The 21,187-nt window shown below is 71.4% G+C and carries 22 protein-coding genes; 17 read left to right on the top strand and 5 right to left on the bottom strand.

Annotated elements, in window-relative coordinates; translation table 11 throughout:
* Nucleotides 1-83: 83 nt before the first annotated feature.
* On the bottom strand, nucleotides 84-854 hold the full coding sequence (locus ABZT49_RS13555) for an enoyl-CoA hydratase/isomerase family protein (protein WP_355286570.1): 771 nt from the start codon (nucleotides 852-854) through the stop codon (nucleotides 84-86).
* Nucleotides 855-954: 100 nt separating this feature from the next.
* Nucleotides 955-1,857, bottom strand: a complete 903-nt coding sequence (locus ABZT49_RS13550) for a LysR family transcriptional regulator (protein WP_091748278.1) — start codon at nucleotides 1,855-1,857, stop codon at nucleotides 955-957.
* 139 nt (nucleotides 1,858-1,996) lie between these two features.
* Here ABZT49_RS13550 and ABZT49_RS13545 point away from each other — a divergent pair, with 139 nt between their 5' ends.
* The 3 genes from ABZT49_RS13545 (at nucleotide 1,997) to ABZT49_RS13535 (ending at nucleotide 4,185) form a co-directional block, all read left to right on the top strand.
* Nucleotides 1,997-2,632 (top strand): glutathione S-transferase family protein, encoded by a 636-nt coding sequence (locus ABZT49_RS13545; RefSeq protein WP_091748275.1) that lies wholly within the window; start codon nucleotides 1,997-1,999, stop codon nucleotides 2,630-2,632.
* A 106-nt stretch (nucleotides 2,633-2,738) separates the two neighbouring features.
* Nucleotides 2,739-3,410: a peroxiredoxin-like family protein gene (locus ABZT49_RS13540; protein WP_355286569.1), complete on the top strand. Its 672-nt coding sequence runs from the start codon at nucleotides 2,739-2,741 to the stop codon at nucleotides 3,408-3,410.
* A gap of 58 nt (nucleotides 3,411-3,468) precedes the next feature.
* Nucleotides 3,469-4,185, top strand: coding sequence for an SDR family oxidoreductase (locus tag ABZT49_RS13535; RefSeq protein ID WP_091748269.1), 717 nt, complete (start codon nucleotides 3,469-3,471; stop codon nucleotides 4,183-4,185).
* A 98-nt stretch (nucleotides 4,186-4,283) separates the two neighbouring features.
* Here the strand turns inward: ABZT49_RS13535 and ABZT49_RS13530 are convergent, their stop codons facing one another.
* A complete protein-coding gene (locus tag ABZT49_RS13530) occupies nucleotides 4,284-5,216 on the bottom strand; it encodes a LysR family transcriptional regulator (protein ID WP_091748266.1) in 933 nt (310 codons plus the stop codon).
* A 118-nt stretch (nucleotides 5,217-5,334) separates the two neighbouring features.
* On the opposite strand from ABZT49_RS13530, the gene ABZT49_RS13525 reads away from it, so the two are divergent.
* Genes ABZT49_RS13525 through ABZT49_RS13500 form a run of 6 tightly spaced genes read left to right on the top strand, consistent with a single transcriptional unit; the run spans nucleotide 5,335 to nucleotide 11,619 of the window.
* Complete coding sequence (locus ABZT49_RS13525; RefSeq protein WP_091748263.1) at nucleotides 5,335-6,024, top strand: SDR family NAD(P)-dependent oxidoreductase; 690 nt, start codon at nucleotides 5,335-5,337, stop codon at nucleotides 6,022-6,024.
* A gap of 57 nt (nucleotides 6,025-6,081) precedes the next feature.
* Complete coding sequence (locus ABZT49_RS13520) at nucleotides 6,082-6,702, top strand: (2Fe-2S)-binding protein (RefSeq protein WP_063920198.1); 621 nt, start codon at nucleotides 6,082-6,084, stop codon at nucleotides 6,700-6,702.
* 11 nt (nucleotides 6,703-6,713) lie between these two features.
* Nucleotides 6,714-7,721 carry a xanthine dehydrogenase family protein subunit M gene (locus ABZT49_RS13515; RefSeq protein ID WP_091748261.1) on the top strand — a complete coding sequence of 336 codons (1,008 nt, stop codon included), beginning with the start codon at nucleotides 6,714-6,716 and terminating at the stop codon, nucleotides 7,719-7,721.
* The gene (locus ABZT49_RS13510) at nucleotides 7,718-10,015 is read left to right on the top strand and encodes a xanthine dehydrogenase family protein molybdopterin-binding subunit (RefSeq protein ID WP_355286568.1); all 2,298 of its coding nucleotides are present in this window, start codon (nucleotides 7,718-7,720) and stop codon (nucleotides 10,013-10,015) included. Before ABZT49_RS13515 ends, ABZT49_RS13510 begins: the two co-directional genes overlap by 4 nt.
* A gap of 2 nt (nucleotides 10,016-10,017) precedes the next feature.
* On the top strand, nucleotides 10,018-10,791 hold the full coding sequence (locus ABZT49_RS13505) for an SDR family NAD(P)-dependent oxidoreductase (RefSeq protein WP_060851035.1): 774 nt from the start codon (nucleotides 10,018-10,020) through the stop codon (nucleotides 10,789-10,791).
* A 51-nt stretch (nucleotides 10,792-10,842) separates the two neighbouring features.
* Nucleotides 10,843-11,619 (top strand): alpha/beta hydrolase, encoded by a 777-nt coding sequence (locus ABZT49_RS13500; RefSeq protein ID WP_355286567.1) that lies wholly within the window; start codon nucleotides 10,843-10,845, stop codon nucleotides 11,617-11,619.
* Nucleotides 11,620-11,635: 16 nt separating this feature from the next.
* On the opposite strand, the gene ABZT49_RS13495 is transcribed toward ABZT49_RS13500, so the two are convergent.
* Both ABZT49_RS13495 and ABZT49_RS13490 read right to left on the bottom strand, forming a co-directional pair.
* A complete protein-coding gene (locus ABZT49_RS13495) occupies nucleotides 11,636-12,466 on the bottom strand; it encodes an alpha/beta hydrolase (RefSeq protein ID WP_355286566.1) in 831 nt (276 codons plus the stop codon).
* Nucleotides 12,467-12,967: 501 nt separating this feature from the next.
* Nucleotides 12,968-13,954: an AraC family transcriptional regulator gene (locus ABZT49_RS13490; protein WP_091748249.1), complete on the bottom strand. Its 987-nt coding sequence runs from the start codon at nucleotides 13,952-13,954 to the stop codon at nucleotides 12,968-12,970.
* A 171-nt stretch (nucleotides 13,955-14,125) separates the two neighbouring features.
* On the opposite strand from ABZT49_RS13490, the gene ABZT49_RS13485 reads away from it, so the two are divergent.
* Genes ABZT49_RS13485 through ABZT49_RS13450 form a run of 8 tightly spaced genes read left to right on the top strand, consistent with a single transcriptional unit; the run spans nucleotide 14,126 to nucleotide 21,168 of the window.
* Nucleotides 14,126-14,776, top strand: coding sequence for a cytochrome b/b6 domain-containing protein (locus ABZT49_RS13485; protein ID WP_060851032.1), 651 nt, complete (start codon nucleotides 14,126-14,128; stop codon nucleotides 14,774-14,776).
* Nucleotides 14,773-15,546 (top strand): molybdopterin-dependent oxidoreductase, encoded by a 774-nt coding sequence (locus ABZT49_RS13480; RefSeq protein ID WP_091748247.1) that lies wholly within the window; start codon nucleotides 14,773-14,775, stop codon nucleotides 15,544-15,546. Before ABZT49_RS13485 ends, ABZT49_RS13480 begins: the two co-directional genes overlap by 4 nt.
* On the top strand, nucleotides 15,543-16,067 hold the full coding sequence (locus ABZT49_RS13475; protein WP_355286565.1) for a hypothetical protein: 525 nt from the start codon (nucleotides 15,543-15,545) through the stop codon (nucleotides 16,065-16,067). Before ABZT49_RS13480 ends, ABZT49_RS13475 begins: the two co-directional genes overlap by 4 nt.
* Nucleotides 16,068-16,088: 21 nt before the next feature.
* Nucleotides 16,089-16,826, top strand: coding sequence for a DUF2064 domain-containing protein (locus tag ABZT49_RS13470; RefSeq protein ID WP_091748244.1), 738 nt, complete (start codon nucleotides 16,089-16,091; stop codon nucleotides 16,824-16,826).
* Complete coding sequence (locus tag ABZT49_RS13465; RefSeq protein WP_355286564.1) at nucleotides 16,823-18,187, top strand: glycosyltransferase 87 family protein; 1,365 nt, start codon at nucleotides 16,823-16,825, stop codon at nucleotides 18,185-18,187. The genes ABZT49_RS13470 and ABZT49_RS13465 overlap by 4 nt, the downstream gene beginning before the upstream one ends.
* Nucleotides 18,184-19,236: a radical SAM/SPASM domain-containing protein gene (locus tag ABZT49_RS13460; RefSeq protein WP_091748238.1), complete on the top strand. Its 1,053-nt coding sequence runs from the start codon at nucleotides 18,184-18,186 to the stop codon at nucleotides 19,234-19,236. The genes ABZT49_RS13465 and ABZT49_RS13460 overlap by 4 nt, the downstream gene beginning before the upstream one ends.
* 4 nt (nucleotides 19,237-19,240) lie before the next feature.
* Nucleotides 19,241-19,939, top strand: a complete 699-nt coding sequence (locus ABZT49_RS13455; RefSeq protein WP_091748236.1) for a glycosyltransferase family 2 protein — start codon at nucleotides 19,241-19,243, stop codon at nucleotides 19,937-19,939.
* Nucleotides 19,940-19,947: 8 nt separating this feature from the next.
* A complete protein-coding gene (locus tag ABZT49_RS13450; RefSeq protein WP_244538349.1) occupies nucleotides 19,948-21,168 on the top strand; it encodes a pyridoxal phosphate-dependent aminotransferase in 1,221 nt (406 codons plus the stop codon).
* Nucleotides 21,169-21,187: the final 19 nt, after the last annotated feature.

Here is a 21,187-nt window from a genome sequence, read left to right as displayed (position 1 = left end):
ACCCTCGAACAGACCTGTTCGAAGGCGCGAGGGTATGAAACGGCGGCTGCAAGAACCCCAGAACGGTTCTGAACGGGCGAGCGTCAGGCCTGGGCGGCCATGCGCCTCGCCACGTCGGCGGCGCTGATGCCCTCGAGCGCCAGGCCGTAGCCGGTGCCCTCCTCGACGAGCCGGCGCAGGCGCTGCGTCAGCGCGATCCGGGTGTAGCGTCCGGTGAGCGGCGGCAGCGCGGCGATGCCGTCGGCGATCTCGTGCGCCCGCGCCAGCAGCCGGTCCCGCGGGACGATCTCGTTGACGACGCCCCAATCCTGGGCGGTCCGCGCATCGAGGATCTGCCGCGTCAGCAGGAAGTACCGCCCGCGGATCGAGCCGATCACCTCCGGCCACAGGATATGCATCCCGTCGCCCGGCACGATGCCGAACTCGAAGTGCGGCTTATCCTGGAACACCGTCTCGGGCGTCGCCAGGATGATGTCGGTCAGGAGCGCGTACTCGCTATGCAGCAGCACCGGGCCGTTGAGCGCGGTGATCATCGGCACCTCGATGTCGAGGATGTTCCCGAGCACCTTGCGGCCTTCGCGAAAAATCTTGTCGTAGCCCTGGGGCGTGAAGAAGTCGAAGCCCTCGGGGCTGATCGCGTCCATGAACGCGTCGCCCGATCCGGTCAGGATCACCGCGCGGATGTCGCGGTCCTCGCCGATGGCGTGGAACAGGTCGACGAACTGCTCGTGGGTGTGGCCGTCGAAGACGAGCTTGCCGCCCTCGGTGTGCAGCACGACTTCCAGGACGCCGTTCGGCTTGCGGGTCAGGCGGGCATTGGGGAAGGCGTCGCGGTAGCTGTCGAAGCGGGCCATGGGTGCGGTCCTCGTTGTCGTGCCGGCCCTGGTCCGGTCGGCGTGAGGACGAGTTAAGGACTTACACCCGGAGACGGATGACGGCGCGGAGCGATAAAGCCTATGCCGCCGCGGAATGGGCCTTCGCTTCCGCCATCACCGCCTCGACGAAGCCGGCGAAGAGCCGGGCCTTGGTGCTGGCCATGCGCCCGGTGGGGAAGACTGCCCACAGGTCGATGGCGGGCAGGCTCCAGGGCAGGAGCAGCTGCCGCACCGCACCGCTCGCGATCTCGGGGGCGAACATCCAGTCGGACGCGATGGTGAGGCCGATGTCCGTGAGGACCGCCGCGCGCAGGCCCTCGGCCGCGCTGACCCGGACGCGCCCGCGTACCGCCACGGAGACCTCGGTGCCCTCCCGGGTAAAGGCCCAGATCTCGGGCTGCTGGCTGTAGATCACCGCTTCGTGCTCGGCGAGGTCCGCGGGCGCGTGCGGCTCGCCCGCTCGGGCGAGGTAGCCGGGGGTGGCGAGCACTGAGCGGGCGCCGGTCGCGAGCCGGCGCGCCACGGCGGCGGAGTCCGGCAGCGCCCCCATGCGCAGGGACAGGTCGACCCCCTCGCTCACGAGGTCGATCACCCGGTCGTCGAGGATCACCTCGATGTCGAGGTCGGGATGCTGGCCGAGGAAGCGCGGCAGCATTGGCACGACGTGGAGCCGCGCGAAGGTGGTCGCCGCGGACACCCGCAGGCGGCCCGCGAGCCCGGCTCCCGCGCCGCGGGCGGCGAGCTCGGCCTCGTCGGCTTCGGCGATGGCCGCCCGCGCCCGCTCGTAGAAGCGCAAGCCCGCTTCCGTCGGGCTCAGGCCATGGGTCGAGCGCAGGAGCAGGCTGACCTGCAGCCGGTTCTCCAGCTGCGCGATTGTCTTCGAGACGGCGGGCTGGCCGACGTTCAGGAGCCGGGCGGCGCCCGAGAACGAGCCGGCCTCCACCACCCGCACGAAGGTGGCCATCGCCTGGTAGCGGTCCACTCGATTTCTCCTCGAAGGTCATTCCCCGTGGGAATGAGCGTTATCGCCCCGGGCCGGCTGCCCTGTCCATCGCCCGAGGAGCATCACGGTGACCGTACCCACCGCGACGCCGCGGTGACCCGTCCGGAGCCCGGTTGCCATGTTCGAGGTATACGCCTTCGCCACGCCCAACAGCATCAAGGTGCCGATCGCCCTGGAGGAACTCGGTCTCCCCTACCGCCTGCACGGGGTGAACGTGCGCCGCGGCGAGCAGAAAGCCCCCGGCTTCGTCGCGTTGAACCCGAACGCGAAGGTGCCGGTCTTGGTCGATCCCGCGGCAGCCGGGGGCGGTCTGGTCCTGACCGAGTCCGCCGCGATCCTCGTCTACCTGGCCGAGACGACCGGCCGGCTACTGCCGGCCACTGGCGAGGGCCGGGCGCAGGTGTTCGAGCAGCTGTTCTTCCACGCCTCCGGGCTCGGGCCGGCCTTCGGCCAAGCCGGCTTCTTCCAGCGCCAGGCTTCCGAGCCGCAGCCGCTTGCCATCGCGCGCTTCTCGGCCGAGGCGAGGCGGACGCTGGCCGTGCTCGATGGCGTGCTGGCCGAGCGGCGCTTCGTCGCCGGCGACGCGTTCACGGTGGCCGACATCGCGCATTTCGGCTGGCTCTGGCGGCGCGAATTCGCGGGCGTCAATCTCGAAGACACGCCGCACGTCGCGCGCTGGTACGAGGCCGTGGCGGCGCGCCCCTCTGTGCAGCGCGCGGTCGAGCGGGTGAACGCCCTCGTCCCGCAGGCCTGACCGGCATCCGTCCACTCGCCGCGGGCCGCCCCGCAGCGGACATGACCCCGACGCGGATGGCTGCCGCGAGCCGTCCTGCCCCAACTCTTCATCGAGGAGCCGATCCATGACCCTTCAAGCCAAGCTCGACGCGTTCAAGGCCGACTTCCAGGCTGGCAAGCCGCCCTACAACGTCCCGCCCTCGGTGATCGCGACGATGCAAAGGGCCACCGCGGAACTGATCGCCTCCGGAGCGGCCGCCCGCGCCCTGAAGGCCGGCGACCGGGCGCCCGCCTTCACCCTCGACGATCCCGACGGGCGTTCCATCGCCTCCGCCGACCTGCTGGCCCAGGGGTCACTGGTGATCAGCTTCTACCGGGGCGTGTGGTGCCCCTACTGCAACATGGAGCTGCAGTCGCTCCAGGAGGTGCTGCCGGAGTTCCGGAAGCTCGGGGCGAGCCTCGTGGCGATCTCGCCGCAGAACGGAGCCAACAGCCGCAAATCGGTCCGCCAGAACGGGCTCGCCTTCCCGATCCTGTCGGACCCGCACAACACAGTCGCTGCCGCCTTCGGCCTGCGCTTCGCGCTGCCCGACTATCTGGTCGACCTCTACAAGAGCCTGAAGAACGACCTGCCGGCCTTCAACGGTGACGAAAGCTGGACCCTGCCGATGCCCGGGCGCTTCGTAATCGGGCAGGACGGGACGATCCTCTACGCCGAGGTGAACCCGGACTACACCCGCCGGCCTGAGCCCGAGGACATGCTGCCGGTGCTGCGCCGCGCGCTCGTCGCCGCCTGACCCGAAGCGCCCGGGCCGAGTGGGGCGGCCGGGCGATCAAGCCAACAGGAGACCTGAGATGTCCCGGACCTTCCTCGTCACCGGTGCCAGCAAGGGCATCGGGCTTGCCCTCGCGCACCGCCTCGCGGGCGACGGCCATCACGTCGTCGGCCTCGCGCGCCACCGCACCGAGGGCTTTCCCGGCACGCTGGTGGCGGCCGACCTCGCCGACGACGCCGCGACCGCCGCGGTTCTCGCCGACCTGTCGCAGCGCCACGCCTTCGACGGCGTGATCAATAATGTCGGCATCGTGCGGCCGCAGCGGCTCGGCGCGGTCGAGCTTCCGGCGCTCGACGAGGTGCTGCGCGTCAACCTCCACCCCGCGCTCCAGGCCGTGCAGGCGGCCCTGCCGGGGATGCGGCAGCGCGGCTGGGGCCGGGTCATCAACATTTCCAGCCTCACGGTCCTCGGCAGCGTCGAGCGCACGGCCTATGCGGCCGCGAAGGCGGCGCTCGTGAGCTTCACCCGCTCCTGGGCGCTCGAACTCGCGGCGACCGGGATCACCGTCAACGCGGTGGCGCCGGGTCCGACCGAGACGGAGCTGTTTCGCGCCAACAACCCGCCGGGCAGCGAGGGCGAGCAGCGCTACCTCGCCGGCGTGCCGATGGGGCGGTTCGGCCGGCCCGACGAGATCGCCGCGGCGATCGCCTTCCTGCTATCGGACGGGGCGGCGTTCATGACCGGCCAGACGCTCCACGTCGATGGCGGCGCCTCGATCGGCAAGGCGGCGTTCTAAGCATCATTCGCCGAAGCGGTCACCGGTTCGGCGACGAAAATGATGCGAAAACAGGAATCTAAGCAGAGTTGCCCCGTGCAACTCTGCTTGGACATCCATCAGCGCGTCGCGGCCGCATCGAGCTCGTTCTCCCCGCCGAGCAGCGTCAGGCACCATTCCGTGAACACCCTGACCTTGGCGGCCCGGTGCTGCCGCGACGGGTAAATCGCGTAGAGGGGGAAGGTCTCGCCCGGCCAGTCTGGGAAGATCTCTACGAGCCGGCCCTGGGCGAGGATGTGCCGGGTACCGAGTTGCATGACCTGGGCGATGCCCGCTCCTTCGCAACAAGCACCGATCATCGTCTCGACGTCCGACACCATCAGCTGGGCCGGCTGGCGCACCGGCAGCACCTCGTCGCCGCGGCGGAACTCCCACGCGAACGGCCGGCCGGTGAGCGGGTCCTGGTAGTCGATGCAGGCGTGATCGAGGAGATCGCGCGGATGCGCCGGGCGGCCGTGCGCCGCGAGGTAGGCGGGCGAGGCGACCGTCAGGATCCGGGACTCAAGGAGCTTGCGGGCGAAAAACCCCATGACCGGCGGCTCCCCGAACCGGAGCGCCATGTCGAAGCCGTCGGCGACGAGGTCGCCGATCTGGTCGCGCATGATGAGTTCGAGCCGCAGCTCGCGGTGGGCCGCGAGGAAGCGCGCCAGTTCGCGCGACAGGACGAGGCGCGAGAAGAAAGGGTCGACGTTGACCCTCAGGCGCCCGCGCACCGTCCGGGCGCTGCCTGCCGCGTCGAGCGCCGCCTCCTCAATACCATCGAGGAGCGGCCCGACCCGCTCCCAGAACCGCCGCCCTTCGTCGGTGAGCCGCAGGGTCCGGGTGGTGCGGTCGAGGAGCCGCACGCCGACGCGGACCTCCAGTCGCTGAATGGCGCGCCCCACGCCCGACTGGGTCAGCCCGAGCGCCTCGGCGGCCCGGGTCATGGTCCCAGCCTCGACCACCGCCATGAGCACCGTCACGCCGGCCAGCAGCCGGCCATCGTAGGGCATCGGTCCATGACTCCAGATCGTTCCATGACTGCAAGTCCGGAATGTTCTGACAGATCGGCGCTAATCTCGGAAGCGGCTTTGCGGCATGGAATCCGGAGCAGATCCGAAGGAGGTTCGCATGACACAGCCTGCCACGGTGCTCGTCGTCGGTGCCTCGCGCGGCCTCGGCCTCGCGCTCGCGGAGGAATGGCTCGGGCGCGGCTGGCACGTGATCGCCACGGCCCGCGGGCGCTCCGCCGGGCTCGATGCGCTGGCCGCCCGCTTTCCCGGCAGCCTCGAGGTCGAGAGCGTCGACATCAACCAGGCCGCCACCGTCGAGGCGCTCCGCCGGCGGCTCGACGGGCGGCGCCTCGACGTTCTGTTCGTCAATGCGGGCATCGCGCGGGCCATCGAGGCGAGCCCGGCCAGCGCGAGCGAGGCGGACTTCCTCGACATGATGCTGACCAACGCGTTCTCGCCCGTGCGCGCGGCCGAACTGTTGCGCGACCTGGTGCCGGCCGGGGGCACCGTCGCGATCATGACCTCGGAACTCGGCAGCATCGCGAACGCCACGGGCGGGTGGCAGCTCTACTCCTCCAGCAAGGCCGCGCTCAACATGCTGATGAAGGGCTACGCGGCCAAGCACGCCGACGGCGGGCATGCGGTGCTGCTGGTCGCCCCGGGCTGGGTGCGGACCGAGATGGGCGGCAGCGATGCGCTGCTCTCGATCGAGGAGAGCATCCCGCGCGTCGTCGACATGATCGAGGCGAACCGGGGCCGCGCGGGCCTGCGCTACGTCGACCGGTTCGGCGCGCAGCTTCCCTGGTGACGGGCGCCCTCGACACGAACCGGCCGCCGATGGCGGCGCCGGCCACGGGAGACGGACATGGCGACCGACACGGCCTCCACACCTGCACCGACCGATCCGCTGGAGCCATCTGCGGTGCCTGGACCGACCTTCGCGGTCCACGATCCCCTCGCCGCCGTGCCGCTGCGGCTGCGCGTCAACGGGGCGGATCGTCCTCTCGTCGTCGAGCCATGGACGACGCTGCTCGACGCCCTGCGCGAGCGGGCCGGCCTCACTGGCACGAAGAAGGGCTGCGATCACGGCGCCTGCGGCGCCTGCACTGTGTTGGTCGACGGACGGCGCGTCCTGGCCTGCCTCACCCTGGCGCTGTCGGTGCGTGACCGGGAGATCACCACGATCGAGGGGCTCGCCGGCGACGACTGCGCCCTTCACCCGATGCAGCGCGCCTTCGCCGAGCACGACGCGCTCCAATGCGGCTACTGCACGCCCGGCCAAGTGATATCGGCCGTGGCGATGCTGGCCGAGGTCGACCAGGGTCGCCCGAGCGCCGCGACTGACCCGACGCGTCGCTTCGCCGGCCGGCCCGATCTCGACGAGCGCGAGATCCGCGAGCGGATGAGCGGCAATCTGTGTCGCTGTGCCGCCTACCAGAACATCGTCGCAGCGATCCGCGCGGTCGCCGCGGCCAGGGACGCCTGAGGAGTATCGTCATGCAGCCCTTCGGCTACGTCGAGCCACGCACGCGCGACGAGGCGCTGCGCCTCGCCCGCGAGCACCCGGACGCGCGCTTCCTCGCAGGCGGCACGACGCTCGTCGACCTGATGAAGTCGGGCGTCATGCAGCCCACCCTCTTGATCGACGTCAACCGCCTGCCCGGCCTGGATGCGATCGGGCTGACGGAGGATGCGCTCGCGATCGGCGCGCTCGCCCGGATGAGCGATGTCGCCAGTCATCCGGGGGTGCGCGAGCAGGCGCCGGGCCTGTCGGAGTCGCTGCTGGTCGCCGCCTCCGGTCAGCTGCGCAACATGGCGTCGATCGGCGGCAACCTCCTCCAGCGCACGCGGTGCGTCTACTTCCGCGACCGGCATTTTCCCTGCAACAAGCGCGTCCCCGGCACCGGGTGCAGCGCGATCGGCGGCGAGAACCGCAACCTGGCGGTGCTCGGCACCTCGGAGCACTGCATCGCGAACTATCCCGGGGACTTCGCCGTCATGCTGGCGGCGCTCGACGGCGTGGTGCACCTCGACGGCCCAAGCGGGGCGCGCAGCGTGGTTGCGGCCGGGTTCCACTACCTCCCGGGCGGGACGCCCGAGATCGAGACGGTGGTCGGTGCGGGCGAGATCGTCACCGGCGTGACGCTGCCGACTGGCCCGTTGAGCCGCTGGTCGCACTACCTGAAGGTGCGGGACCGCAGCTCGTACGAGTATGCCTCGGTCTCGGTCGCCGTCGCCGCCGAGTTCGCCGGCGACGGCACGATCCTGGATGCGCGCCTCGCGCTCGGCGGTCTCGCCGCGGTGCCGTGGCGGGTCGCGCCGGCGGCCGCGCTGCTCGCCGGCCGCCGTCCCGACGACGCGCGGGCGCTCGCCCGCCTCGTAGAGGCGGCGCTCGACGGGGCCCACCCGCAGACCGGCAATGCCTACAAGCTTCCGCAGGCACGGGCGGCCATCGGCCGCGCGCTGCGGACCCTCGCCGATCGCCATGCGGAGGTGCGCACGTGACCCGCGAAGCCCATCCCTTCACCGGCCGTCCGATCCCCCGCACCGAAGCTGGGCTGAAGGTCTCCGGCGCAATCACTTACGCGGGTGACGTCGTCCTGCCCGGCCTGCTCCACGCCGTGCTGGTGCCGAGCCCGATCGCGCGCGGCACGATCCGCTCGGCCGACACAACCGCCGCCGCGGCGGTGCCGGGCGTCGTGAGGGTATTCACGCCCGGAACGATGCCGCGTCTCGTGAGCCCGCCCGAGCAGCCCGATTGGGACATCATGTACGGCTCCGCCTTCGTGCCGATGGCGGACGCGACGATCCACTATGCCGGCCAGCCGATCGGGCTGGTTCTGGCCGAGACCCTCGAAGCGGCCAGGCACGCCGCCGCGATCGTCCGCTACGCGTTCGACGAGGACGGGCCGTGCGTCGGCCTCGAGGGCGACGCCGATCTCTCCGGCGAGGCATGGCACGAGCCCGAGCAGGTCTGGCTCGGCTTCCTCGCCGGCCATCTCCCGGGCGCGGTCAGGCGCGGGGACGCGGCGGCCGCGCTCTCACACGCCGAGGTGACGATCGAAGGCCGCTGGACGCTCGCCTACAACCACCACAACCCGATGGAGCCTGCCGCCTCCGTCGCGGTCTGGGAGGATGGCGACCGGCTGACGCTCTACGAGACGAGCCAGCACGTCGCCAATCACCGCAACGGCCTCGCCAAGGTGCTGGGCCTGCCGCGCGAGAACGTCCGGGTGGTGGCTGCTTACGTCGGCGGCGGCTTCGGCTGCAAGGGACCGGTCTGGTCGCACAGCTGGCTGGCCGCCCTGGCAGCCCGGGAGGTCGGCCGGCCCGTTCGGCTCGTGCTCAGCCGCGCGGAGATGTACACCTCGGTCGGCTTCCGCGAGGAGCAGCGTATCGACCTGGCGCTCGGCGCGACGCGCGATGGGAGACTCGTCGGCGCAGCGGTGACCAAGCTCTCGGCCACCCCCGCCTGGGAGGACTGGGTCGAGCCGAGCTGGTACCCATTCACCTTCCTGTACGACCTGCCGGCTCTGGAGACGCGCTGCCGGCTCAGGCGGGCCAACGTGATGGCGCCCACCTTTATGCGGGCCCCCGGCGAGGCGCCCGGCATGCTGGTGCAGGAATGCGCCTTGAACGAACTCGCGGCCGAGCTCGGTATCGATCCGATCGACCTGCGCCTGCGCAATCACGCGGACGCCTATCCGGTCGACGGCTCGCCCTGGTCGAGCAAGCGGCTCAAGGAGTGCTACCGCGTCGGGGCGGAGCGGTTCGGCTGGCCTCAGCGTCGTCCCGAACCGCGCACGATGCGCGAGGACGGCCTCCTGATCGGCATCGGCATGGCGAGCGCCTCGCACACGGTCTATCGCCAGCCCGCCCGGGCGCGCGTGACGATCACGGCGGGGGGCACCGCGCATGTCGCCGCCAGTGCAACCGATATCGGCACCGGCACCGCGACCTTCATGCGCCAGCTCGCGGCCGACGCCCTCGCGTTGCCGATTGACGCGGTGCGGGCGCTGATCGGCGATACCGGGCTGCCCGAGGCCCCGATGCAGGCGGGCGCCTCCCTGACGGGATCGCTCGCCCCGGCCGTGATGGAGGCGGCGCGCGACCTCACGGCGCGGCTCTTGGGGATGGCCGCCGGCCAGGAGGACGGCCCGTTCCATGGCCGCGGCACGGACGACCTGAGGCTGGAGGACAACCGCATCGTCGCCCGCGACGGCGCGAGCGAGACGGTGGCGGCGGTGCTGCGTCGTGCGGGCCTGACGGAGCTGTCGTGCGAGGGCCGCTTCGACCCCGGCGGCCCGGGCCAGGTCCGCACAGGCGAGCCCGAGCGCGACGCGCGGGCCGGACCGCGCGGGATGCACAGCTTCGGCGCGATCTTCGCCAGGGTGGCGGTCGATCCCGATCTCGGGATGATCCGCGTGCGGCAGCTCACCGGGGTCTACGCCTGCGGCCGCATCCTCAATCCGAAGCTCTCAGAGAGCCAGCTGATCGGTGGCATCACCTGGGGGATGAGCCAGGCGCTGTTCGAGGCGACCCACATGGACCCGCGCTTCGGCCGCTTCACCAACACGAACCTGGCCGAATACATGATCCCGGTGAACCTCGACGTGCCGGTGATCGACGTCACGTTTCTCGACGACCCCGACCCGTTCATCAACCCGGCCGGGGTGAAGGGCGTCGGCGAGATCGGGATCACCGGGGTCGCCGCGGCCATCTCGGACGCGGTCTGGCACGCGACGGGCAAGCGGCTGCGCTCGACGCCGATCCTCGCCGAAGCACTGCTGGAGGACTGACCGTGGCACGCATCCTCATCACCGGGTCCGCGGACGGGCTCGGCCTCATGGCGGGTCAGCACCTCGCCCGTAGCGGGCACGAGGTCGTGCTGCATGCCCGCAGCGACGCGCGCGGCGAAGCGGCCCGCCGGGCGCTGCCGGAGGCGGCTGGCGTCCTGATCGACGACGTCGTGACGATTGCCGGGATGAGGGCGGTCGCCGCGCAGGCGAACGCGACTGGTCGCTTCGACGCCGTCATCCACAATGTCGGGATCGGCTACCGCGAGCCCCGCCGGATCCCGACCGCGGACGGGCTGTCCCACCTCTTCGCGATCAACGTGCTCGCCCCCTACCTCCTGACTGCCCTGATCGAGCGCCCCGACCGGCTCGTCTACCTGAGCTCCGGCATGCATCCCGGGGGGCGGCCGGACATGGACGACCTTCAATGGGAGCGGCGGCGGTGGAACGGGTCGCAGGCCTACGCCGAGAGCAAGTTTCTCGACGTGGCGCTCGCCTTCGGGGTGGCGCGCCGGTGGCCGGACGTGCGAGCGAACGCGCTCGAGCCGGGATGGGTCCCGACGCGGATGGGGGGTCCGGGCGCACCGGACGACTTGGCCCAGGCCCACCTCACCCAGGCCTGGCTCGCCGTCGCCGACGAGCCCCTCGCCCGCTCGACGGGACGGTACTTCTACCACCGGGCGCTGCGCGAGCCGGACCCGCTCACTCGGGACGAGGCGTGCCAGGACGCGCTCCTGGATGCCTGCGCGCGACTGACGGGTGTACCCTTTCCGCCATGACGATCGGGCCGGCCTCTCGGTCGCCGGAGCCCCCGAACGGAGACGCGCATCATGCCGACACGTCGATCCATGAACCAGGCCCTCGTGGCGGCCGCGGCGGCGCTGCTTCCCGGCACGGCGTCCGCACAGGCGCTGCCCCGGGCCCGCAGCGTCGTGCTCGTGCACGGGCTGTTCGCCGACGGCTCGTGCTGGTCGGAGGTGTTCCCGAGGCTGCAGGCGGCCGGCCTCGACGCTACCTCCGTGCAGAACCCGCTGACCACGCTGGAGGAGGCGGTCGCCTCCGCTCGGCGCGTGCTGGCCCGGCAGGAGGGGCCGACCGTTCTGGTCGGGCACTCGTTCTCGGGCATGATCGTGACCGAGGTCGGCGCCGACCCGAAGGTCGGCGCGCTCGTCTACGTCGCCGCCCGGGCCCCGGACGCGGGCGAGGACTACGCCGCACTCGCCGGGACCTTCCCGACGCCGCCGGCCTCGGCCGGGATCGTGTACGACGGCGACGAGGGCCGGCTGACCGAGGCGGCTTTCCTGCGGGACTTCGCGGGCGACCTGCCCCCGGACAGGGCCAGGGTGCTGTTCGCGGTCCAGCAGCCGTTCCGGAAGGCGCTGCTGACCGGCCGGACGACCCGGGCGGCCTGGCGGTCGAAGCCGAGCTTCTACGCCGTCTCGACCGAGGACCGGACGATTGACCCGGACCTCGAACGGTTCATGGCCAAGCGCATGAACGCGAAGACGGTGGAGCTGAAGGCGAGCCACCTGTCCCTGATCTCGCAACCGCAGGCCGTGGCGGACCTCATCCTCGAGGCCGCCGGCCGGAAGCCGGGGCGACCGTGAGGCGCAAGGGTACCCCTCAGGGCAAGCCTGAACCCGGGTCCTGCGTGAAGCGGATGACCGCGTCCGCGAAGGCATCCGGCTCCTCGAGATGGGCGAAATGGCCGCTGCTCCCGAAGGTGACGAGCCGGGCATGGGGAAGCGTCCCGGCCAGGATCGCCGCGTGCCGCGGTCCCAGGATGAAATCGGCGGCTCCCGCCAGGACGAGGGTGGGAACTGCGAGGCCCGGCAAGGCGTCGCGAACGTCGAAGGGCGTTCGATCGCCGACCAGCATCGTCGCGCAAAGCTGCGATCTCAGTACGTCGAGGACGTCCCTGCATCGCCGGTGATCCGAGACGTAGGCCGGCAGGAGGCCGCGCAGAACCGCCGTATAATCCTCGTCGCTGCGGATTTCGGGCAGTGCCGCCCAGGCCTTCCGGACCTCCTCCGCCTCGCGGGTTCCGACGTTTCTGTCGACGAACCGGTCGATCTCGGCGCTCGCAGCCGCCATGAAATCGCCTCCGGTCCAGGCCGCGCCGGCATGCAGGATGAGGCCGCTCGTCGCCCCCGGCCGCTTCAGGGCGGCCTGCAGGACGACGAAGGCCCCGTGGGAATGACCGAGAAGGAAGGGGGTGTCGAGACCGGTCGCTTCTACGAAGGCCAGCACCTGATCGGCGAACCGGTCGACGGTGTAGCCCATCGGATGCGACGGAAGGCGCCCCGACGCTCCGGTCCCGATGGGATCGAGATACACCATCGTCAGATGCCGTTCGAGGAGCGGCATCCGCAGGTAGCCGGCGTCGATGCCGGGGCCTCCCGCATGCACGATGCAGCAGGGCCCTTGTCCCGCGACCCGAACCTGCTGCCTCACGCCATCGATGACGAGGCTGTGCGCGCCAGCTGCGAGGGGAGCGGATGCGTGCGGGTGGGGCATGGAACATCCCTTTGCAGGTCGGATGGAGAGACTGCACGACCCACGCGGACGCGCATGATGGGGAGCGGCCCGGCCGTACCCGCGCCCGGCTGCGGGAAGGACCGCCCTCGCGGATTGATGCGGGCCGCCGTCACCGAACAGGAGCGCGGGCTCCTCCGTCGGGATGCTATCCCCAAAGTGGATCGTTCGGCGATACAAGCATTCACGGTTCTCCAGAATGCAATATCCCCTGCATCCGGGCGATGCATGCGCCGGATGTGATTGCATATAGTCCGATATATGAGCCTGGTGCGCCTCATCCACTCCGCCGCACCAGATTTGAACGATAGCGCACGTCGACCGGCTTTTGCGGGTGCGGCGCATTTGCGACAGTGACCTGGGATGACGACAGCGATGCCTTCGATGCTCACACCAGGTCCGGCGCTTTTGCTGCCGCCCCTACTCCTCGCCGGCAACCCTCCCCGCGACGCCGGATCCTGCGTCCGGCAGCTGGTCCGGGGTGGCGGCCAGGGGGTCGGCGCGGTGGCGGTACGTGCTCGGATCGCAGCCATAGGCCGCCTTGAAGGCGTGCGAGAAGTAGCTGCGGCTGGCGTAGCCGACGCTCTCGGCGATGACCTTCACCGGCATCGGAGACGTCGTCAGCAGCTTGGCGGCCAGCTGCAAGCGGGCCCGCTGCAGGAACTCGATCGGCCCCTCGTCGAAGGTGGCGGAGAAGCGCTCGGCGAAGCCGGTCCGGCTCAAGCCGCAGAGCGCGGCGAGGCTGTCGACGGTGTGCGGCGCGCCGGGCGCGTCGAGGATCGCCGCGATGGCGGGCACCAGCCGGGGATCGCGCAGGGCCTCGAAGATCGGCGACCGGGTCCCCTTCTCCTCCAGGTGGACGCGGAGCAGGATCGCCAGGCACTGCTTCATCAGCGCGCTGGTCACCTCCTGCGTGCCGAGGCCGGGCCGGACCAGTTCCTCGATCATGAACGCGAAGGCGTGGCGCAGGCGGGCGTCGGCCGACAGGTCCTCCGCCAGCGCGCCATGCAGGCGGTCGAACAGGCCGAGTGCGCCGGCATATCTCGCCGAGATCGACCCGCAGGCCAGGAGGATGTCCCGGCTCCCGTCCCCCGCCGTATACGCGACGAGGCCGTTGGGAAGGAGCCGGCGCACCTCGCCGCTCGTCACCGTGCCGGCCGCGTCCACGGACCCGATCGAGTAATCGACGTCCCGGGGCAGGATGATCATGCTGTTTGGGCCGAAGAGCAGCGGGGGCTGATCCGCGACCACGACCGAGCCGGAGCCCGCCAGGACGTAGTGGACGAGGAGCGCGTCGGCCAGGGCGCTCTTCGCCAGCCGCCAGCCGGTCTGGATCTCGCAGAACGCGAAGGCGTGGACCTGCACGGACAGGGTGGGCAACAGGCTGGCGAGCACGGTGCAAGTCATGCGGCCTCCATGGATCGCTCGTCGTTACGCATTCGCGATGAATGACAATCAATATGACGTCGCGCAAGATATTTTATTAGTATATACGCACAACAATCCGTGATTTGCTCGATATAAACATCGATGCGTCTTTGCGTGTCAACGCGCCGACTTGAGGAAAAGCTTCGCATCATGAGACCGCATCCTGACAGCGCCGGGCGCCGGCTGCACCCTTTGCCGGTGCGCATCATGCACTGGACCAATGCACTGGCGATGGTCGTGCTGATTGGCTCCGGCTGGGGCATCTACGACGACTCCGTCATCATCCACGGGATCTACTTTCCCAAGGCGTTCCGGATCGGGTCCTGGGCGGCCGAGAGCCTGCTCTGGCATTTCGCCGCCATGTGGCTGCTCGTCGCCAACGGCGCCGCCTACCTGGCCTACGGGATCGCGACCGGGCGCCTGCGCGAGCGCCTGCTGCCGATCCGCCTCCGCGACATCGGGCAGACCCTGCGCGACACGCTCAAGCTCAAGCTCGCCCACGAGGATCTGACGACCTACAACGCCGTCCAGAAGATCCTCTACATCGTGGCGATCCTGGCCGGCGTCAGTCAGGTCGTCAGCGGCCTGGCGATCTGGAAGCCGGTGCAGCTCTCCGGCCTCGTCGCGCTGCTCGGCGGGTTCCAGGGCGCGCGCCTCGTCCACTTCGCCGGCATGGGCGTCCTCGCCGGCTTTCTCCTCGTCCACGTCGCACTCGCCCTGCTCGTGCCGCGGACGCTGCGGGCGATGCTGACCGGCGGCCCCGTCCTGCCTCCCGCCGCGGCGACGGAGTGCGCCCGATGAGATCCCCCTTCCGCCCCCTCACGGTGCCGGATCCCGGCATCCTCGACGACCATCGCCCGCTCCTGCGGCGGATCGAGCGCCGCGGCTTCCTGCGCGGCGGCCTGTCGCTCGGCGCGCTCACGATGCTGACCGGCTGCGACGTGAGCGATTCGAGCGCGGTCGGCCGGGCGTTGCGCGCCGTCTCCGACCTCAACGACGGCGTCCAGGCCGCCCTTTTCGATCCGCTGAAGCTCGCGCCCGAATACCCGGCGTCGATGGTGCTGAAGCCGCCGCGCTTCAACGCCTATTACGACGTCGAGGAGGTGAAGCCGGTCGACGGCGACGCGTGGCGGCTCGAACTCGGCGGGCTGATCGCCGACAAGCGGCCCTGGACGCGGCGCCAGATCGCGGAGCTGCCCGAGCGCGAGACCATCATCCGTCACGTCTGCGTCGAGGGCTGGGACTATATCGGCCAGTGGTCGGGCGTGCCGCTGCGCACCTTCCTCGAACGGGTTGGGGCCGACCTGACCGCCAAGTACGTCGCCTTCAAGACGGCGGACGACTACCCGAGCAGCATCGACATGGCGAGCGCGCTGCATCCCCAGACGCTGCTCGCCACCAGGTACGCCGGGGAGAGCTTGCCCGACCCCTACGGCTATCCGCTGCGGCTGCGCACGGCGGTCAAGCTCGGCTTCAAGAATCCTAAATGGATCACCGCCATCGAGGTCACCAATACCTATCCGGGCGGGTACTGGGAGAGCCGGGGCTTCAACTGGTTTTCCGGGCTATGAGCGCCCGCACGGCCAGCGGCCTCGCCGCCTGCCTCACCCTGGCGCTGTCCGTCGCGGCGCAGGCGCAGACGGCGGGCCCGTCGCCGACCCCCGGCCATATGCCGGTGCCCGGCATGACCGTCCCCGACATGGCGGCGCGGGCGGCGCGCCGCTTTCCCCAGCCGGTGCGCGTCGGCGACCTCGCCGGCCGTCTGCTGCTCCAGCCGGAGGAATCGCAGCCCGTCCTCGGCCGGGTGACGGGGCTCGTGCGCCGCGGCGACGGGGCGCTCGAGGTCGTCGTGCGCCTCGACGGGGCGTGGGGGCTGGGATGGCTCGGCCTGCAGCGGATCGAGTGGAGCGGGTTCGGGCCCCGCCTGGTGGCGGTGCCGGTCGAGGCGGTGGCGCTGCTCGGCGAGCACGTCGCCCTGATGGGCCTGACGCCCGAGCGCCTGCGCGCCCTGCCGAGCCTCGCACCGGACTCCGTCGCCGAGATCCCGCCGGACGCGACGATCCGCGTCGGGATCGTCCGGCCCTTCCACTGAGCAAGCGCGGGATTCTCGCCCATGACACGACGACCGGGCCTCGAAGCGGCCGCGACCTGCGCGATCGGCGTGATGGCGAAAGCCCCGCAGAGCGGCCGCGCCAAGACGCGGCTGTGCCCGCCGCTGACCGCGGACGAGGCCGCGTCCTTGAGCGCCGCCTTCCTGCGCGACACGACCGACACCCTCGCGCGGGCGGCGCGATCCGCCCCGATCGTTCCTTACGCGGCCTACGCCCCGCCGGGTACCAAGGGACTGGTCGCTCCCCACCTCGCGCCCGGGACCGCCCTCGTGCTGGCGGACGGCACCGCGCCGGCTCCGGCGGCGGTGGCGGGCTTCGGCCGCTGCCTGCTGCAGGCCGTCCAGGGCATGCTCGATCGCGGCCACGCGGCGGCCTGCGTGCTCAGCGCCGACGTTCCGACCCTGCCGACGCGGCGCCTAATCGAGGCGGCCCGGACCCTGCTCGCCCCGGGCGACCGGGGCGTGCTCGGCGCCTGCGACGACGGCGGCTACTACCTTCTCGGCCTCAAGCGGGCCCATGCTCACCTGTTCGCCAACATCGCCTGGAGCACCGCGTCCGTCGCCGACGCGACCCGGGCGAGGGCCCGCGAGATCGGCCTCGACCTCGTCGAGCTGGAGCCGTGGTACGATGTCGACGACGCGGCCTCGCTCGCGCGGCTCGCCGCCGAGACAGCCGGCTCCCCGGCGCCGGTGACCCGCGCCGCCCTGGCGCGCCTCGCCCGCGAGGCCGTGCCGGCATGATCCGGATCCTCGCCGGCCCGAGCCGCCGGCTCGCGGCGCTGGGAATCCTGCTCGCCGGCATCAATCTCGGCGCGCTCGCCCTCCATGTCCCGGGCGCCGACACCGTCGGCTCGCCGGCCCGCGCCAACGCCTTCGTCGCCGTGGTGACTGTCGGTCTCGCCGTTTACCTCCTCGCCGTGCGCCTGGTGCTGCGCGAGCGGCTGCCCCGTGCGGCCGTGTGGATGATCCTCGGCCTCGCCGTGGCGATGCGCGCCGCGCTCGTGCCGGCGCCGCCGTTCCTGTCGAGCGACATCTACCGCTACGTCTGGGACGGGCAGGTTCAGGCCGCCGGGATCAACCCGTACCGCTACATCCCGGCCGATCCGGCTCTGGAGCCCTTACGCGATCCGGCGATCTACCCGCTGATCAACCGCAAGGACTACGCCCACACGATCTACCCGCCCGCCGCGCAAGGCGTCTTCGCCGCCGTCGGCCAGGTCTCGCGCGGGGTCACCGGGATGAAGCTCGCAATGCTGGGCTTCGAGGCGATGGGCGTGCTGGCGATGCTCGCCGTGCTGCGCCGCGCCGGCCTGCCGCTGGAGCGCATCCTGATCTACGCCTGGAACCCGCTCGCCCTGTGGTCCTTCGCCTGCGACGGGCACGTCGACGCCGTGGCGGTCGGGCTCCTCGGGGTGGCGCTGCTCGCGCGCACCCGCCGCCGCGACGGGCTCGCGGGCGCCCTTCTGGCTGCGGCGGCGCTGGTGAAGGTGCTGCCCCTCGCGGTCGCCCCCGCCTTCGTACGCGGCGGCCGGCTGTGGCGGCCGGTGCTCGCCGGGATCGCGGTCATCATCGTCCTCTACCTGCCCTATCTCGGCGTCGGCCGGGGCGTGCTCGGCTTTGCCGGGTCCTACGGGGCGGAAGAAGGCTACGACACCGGCGCGGGCTACTGGCTGCTCGCCGGGCTCGGCCATCTCGGCTTCAGCCCCCCGGGCCTCGTGCGGGCCTACCTCCTGTGCGCCGGCCTGGCGCTCGCCGCCCTCGCGCTTCGGATCGCCTTCGGGCGGAACGACAGGCCCGGCACGGCCGACGCCGTCGCCCTGTGCCGCGACGCCGGGATCCTGGCGGCGCTGGCGACCTGCGCGGCGAGCCCGCACTACGCCTGGTACTACCCCTGGCTGACGCTGCCCGCGGTCGTCGCGCCGCTTCCGGCGGTGATCTGGCTCGGCGCGGCGCCCCTGCTGCTGCTGATCGACCCGTTCGACGACCGCTTCCTCTGGCCGGCGCTGGTCTTCGTGCCGGGCCTCGTCCTGGCCGCCCGCGCGGCGTGGCAGGCCCGCAGGCCGCGCCCGGCCGCCCTCCTCCCCCAAGGAACCGCTCGATGACCGTCTCCGCCGCCCTGAAGGATCCGCGCCGCTACTTCGAGGAGATCGGCGCTGCGCGTACAGCGGAGGCCGTCGCGCCGCCGGTCTGCCTCTACCTGGAGGTCACGAACCGCTGCAACCTCCTTTGCGAGACCTGCCCGCGCACCTTCGAGACCCTGGAACCCCCGGCCGACATGAGCTGGGAGCTGTTCACCCAGATCGTCGAGCAGGTGCCGAACATCGCCCGGGTCGTGCTCCACGGCGTCGGCGAGCCGATGCTGGTGCCGGCGCTGCCGCGCATGATCCGGTACCTGAAGGACCGCGGCACCTACGTGCTGTTCAACACCAACGGCACCCTGCTGCAGCCGAAGCGGTTCGGGGCGCTGATCGAGACCGGGCTCGACGAGCTGCGCGTCTCCCTCGATGCCGCCGACCGGGCTTCGTACCTCAGGGTGCGCGGCAAGGACTTCTTCGACCGCATCGTGCGCGACGTCGGACAGTTCATCGCCTACCAGAAGGCGACCGGCGCCACGACGCCCCGCGTGTCGCTCTGGCTCACCGGCCTCAAGGAAACCGTCGACCAGCTGCCGGCCTTCGTGCGGCTGGCCGCCGCGATGGGCGTGACCGAGGTGCACCTCCAGCGCCTGGTCTTCGACGAAGCGGGCTACGGCATGGCCCGGGCCGACCTGTCGCTGTTCGAGAGCGCGCGGTCCGAGGAGAGTGCGTCCATCGCCGAGGCGGAGGCGCTCGGCCGCTCGCTAGGGGTGACGCTCGACGCCTCGGGGGCGACCGAGCCCGGGATCAGCCTCAGGAAGCAGGACGACCGGGCCTGGGCGACCTGCCGCCGGCCGTGGTCGCTGATGTATTTCACGGCCCATGGCCGGGCGCTGCCCTGCTGCATCGCGCCGTTCTCCGTGCGCGGCTACTCGCACTACACGCTCGGCGACGCCACCCAGGCCACGCTCCGGGAGATCTGGAACGGCGAGGCCTATCGCGACTTCCGTGCGGCGCTCCTCTCCGACGCGCCTCCAAGCCCGTGCCGCAACTGCGGCCTGCGCTGGAGCCTGTGAGCCGATGCACCCGGTCAGCATCGTCATCCCGACCCTGAACGAGGCCGAGGCGATCGGCGCGGTGATCCGCGAGATCCCGCTGCCTTACTCTGGAGACGTGATCGTGGCGGATGGCGGCTCGACGGACGGCACCCGGGAGGTCGCCCAGGCCGCGGGCGCCCGGGTGATCGAGGCCGGCCGGGGCTACGGCCGGGCCTGCGCGGCGGGAGCGGAGGCGGCCGATCCCGGAAGCCGCGTCATCGTCTTCCTCGACGGCGACGGGGCCGACCGGGCGGACCTGATCGAGGCGATTGCCGGCCCGATGCTCGCCGGCGCCCAGGACCTCGTCCTCGCCTCCCGGACCCTCGGCCAGCGCGAGCCCGGCGCAATGCTCTGGCACCAGGTGCTCGCCGGGCGGCTCGCTGGACTCGGCATCGGCCTGCGCTACGGCGTGCACTATACCGATATGTGCGCCTTCCGGGCCATCGACCGCGCCGCGCTCCGGGCCTTGTGCCTGCGTGAGACGACCTACGGCTGGAACATCGAGATGCAGTTGCAGGCCGCTCGCGCGGGTCTGCGCGTGCTGGAGGTGCCGATGCCCTACCGGCGACGGATCGGAGGCGCATCGAAGGTCGCCGGTTCGGTGTCCGGGACGCTGCGGGCCTCGGCGCGCATCGGCGCGACCTACCTGCGCATCGCCGCCCGTCCGGCGCCGCGCGCGTGAGGATCGCCGTGGAGCTCGACGCGGACGCCTCGACCGACCGCTGGACCGACGACGTGCGGGAGGAGGCCGGGATCGACCAGCGAGAAGGCGGTGGCCTGCCCTCCCGGTCCTTCGCCATGGCGGATTACCTGAGGAGCTGGTCGGCCTGCGCATATCACGATCTCGCAGCCTCCGATTCGCAGCCGCTCCAGCTCTCCGCGTTGCTGCGCCTCGCAAGCTCCGACGACCGGCTGCGCTGGCGGAGCCTCGATCTTGGCTACGCCGATCCGCGCGGCTCCCTCCGCCTGCGCGAGGCGGTCGCCGCCCGCTACGCGATGGTCGGGGCGGACGAGGTGCTCGTCGGTGCGGGCGCGCAGGAGACGATGACCTGCCTCCTCCAGGCGCTGCTGGCCCCGGAGGACCACGCCGTGGTGGTGGTGCCGATCTACCAGCCCTTGGAACTCGTCGTGACGGGCCTGTGTGCCACGGACGGGGTCGCCCTGTCCGCGAACCGGGCTTGGAGCCTCGACCTCGACCGCTTCGCCGCGGCCTTGCGCCCGAACACACGGCTGGTGCTGACGAACTTCCCCAACAGCCCGACCGGCGCGGCCCTGGATCGGCCGACCCTGGACGGCCTGATCGCCCTCTGCCGCCGGCACGGGCTCTGGCTCGTCAACGACGAGGTCTACCGCCAGACCGACTGCGCTCTGGACCGGGCCGTTCCGCCCGTCGTGGACCTCTACGAGCGCGGTATCTCGATCAACGGGCTGTCGAAGGGGTTCGGGCTGCCGGGCCTGCGCGTCGGCTGGGCCGCCTGCCGCGACCGCGCCGTCCTCGGCCGCACGGTCGCCGCCAAGAACCTGCTGTCGAGCTGCCTTGCAGCTCCGAGCGAGATCCTGGGCGAGATCGCGCTGCGGGCCGAGCATCGCATCACCGATCGCGCCCGCGCGATTGGACGGCGCAACCATCGCCGCTTGCGCGCTCTGCTCGATCGCCATTCCGACGTCTTCGAGCCGGACGAACCGAGGAATCTCGCCTTCGCGTATCCGCGGTTTCGCGGGCACGAGGGGGCGACCGACTTCGCGCGGACGCTCGCATCCGAGGCCGGTCTTCTCGTCCTGCCCTCGATCCTGTGGCGCTCGTCGCTGGCGCCGGTCTCCCAGGACCATCTGCGTCTCGGCCTCGGCCGCATCGGGAGCTTTGCGGCGCTCGGGATTCTTGAGAAGCATCTGCTCAGGCAGTCTTGGTAAGGAGTGCGGGCCAGCCGCC

Source organism: Methylobacterium sp. EM32 (assembly GCF_040593685.1).
In the GTDB taxonomy this organism is placed as follows: Bacteria; Pseudomonadota; Alphaproteobacteria; order Rhizobiales; family Beijerinckiaceae; genus Methylobacterium.
Note: the sequence above shows the minus strand (reverse complement) of the source record. Positions and strands in the feature narration are given on the sequence as shown.

Excerpts from the sequence above, each read along its gene's own strand:
- ABZT49_RS13500 (WP_355286567.1), top strand. The coding sequence starts at position 10,843 with ATGCCGACACGTCGATCCATGAACCAGGCCCTCGTGGCGGCCGCGGCG.
- ABZT49_RS13455 (WP_091748236.1), top strand. The coding sequence starts at position 19,241 with ATGCACCCGGTCAGCATCGTCATCCCGACCCTGAACGAGGCCGAGGCG.
- ABZT49_RS13460 (WP_091748238.1), top strand. The coding sequence starts at position 18,184 with ATGACCGTCTCCGCCGCCCTGAAGGATCCGCGCCGCTACTTCGAGGAG.
- ABZT49_RS13480 (WP_091748247.1), top strand. The coding sequence starts at position 14,773 with ATGAGATCCCCCTTCCGCCCCCTCACGGTGCCGGATCCCGGCATCCTC.
- ABZT49_RS13470 (WP_091748244.1), top strand. The coding sequence starts at position 16,089 with ATGACACGACGACCGGGCCTCGAAGCGGCCGCGACCTGCGCGATCGGC.
- ABZT49_RS13555 (WP_355286570.1), bottom strand. The coding sequence starts at position 854 with ATGGCCCGCTTCGACAGCTACCGCGACGCCTTCCCCAATGCCCGCCTG.
- ABZT49_RS13540 (WP_355286569.1), top strand. The coding sequence starts at position 2,739 with ATGACCCTTCAAGCCAAGCTCGACGCGTTCAAGGCCGACTTCCAGGCT.
- ABZT49_RS13535 (WP_091748269.1), top strand. The coding sequence starts at position 3,469 with ATGTCCCGGACCTTCCTCGTCACCGGTGCCAGCAAGGGCATCGGGCTT.
- ABZT49_RS13485 (WP_060851032.1), top strand. The coding sequence starts at position 14,126 with ATGAGACCGCATCCTGACAGCGCCGGGCGCCGGCTGCACCCTTTGCCG.
- ABZT49_RS13515 (WP_091748261.1), top strand. The coding sequence starts at position 6,714 with ATGCAGCCCTTCGGCTACGTCGAGCCACGCACGCGCGACGAGGCGCTG.
- ABZT49_RS13475 (WP_355286565.1), top strand. The coding sequence starts at position 15,543 with ATGAGCGCCCGCACGGCCAGCGGCCTCGCCGCCTGCCTCACCCTGGCG.
- ABZT49_RS13545 (WP_091748275.1), top strand. The coding sequence starts at position 1,997 with ATGTTCGAGGTATACGCCTTCGCCACGCCCAACAGCATCAAGGTGCCG.
- ABZT49_RS13530 (WP_091748266.1), bottom strand. The coding sequence starts at position 5,216 with ATGCCCTACGATGGCCGGCTGCTGGCCGGCGTGACGGTGCTCATGGCG.
- ABZT49_RS13490 (WP_091748249.1), bottom strand. The coding sequence starts at position 13,954 with ATGACTTGCACCGTGCTCGCCAGCCTGTTGCCCACCCTGTCCGTGCAG.
- ABZT49_RS13465 (WP_355286564.1), top strand. The coding sequence starts at position 16,823 with ATGATCCGGATCCTCGCCGGCCCGAGCCGCCGGCTCGCGGCGCTGGGA.
- ABZT49_RS13520 (WP_063920198.1), top strand. The coding sequence starts at position 6,082 with ATGGCGACCGACACGGCCTCCACACCTGCACCGACCGATCCGCTGGAG.
- ABZT49_RS13525 (WP_091748263.1), top strand. The coding sequence starts at position 5,335 with ATGACACAGCCTGCCACGGTGCTCGTCGTCGGTGCCTCGCGCGGCCTC.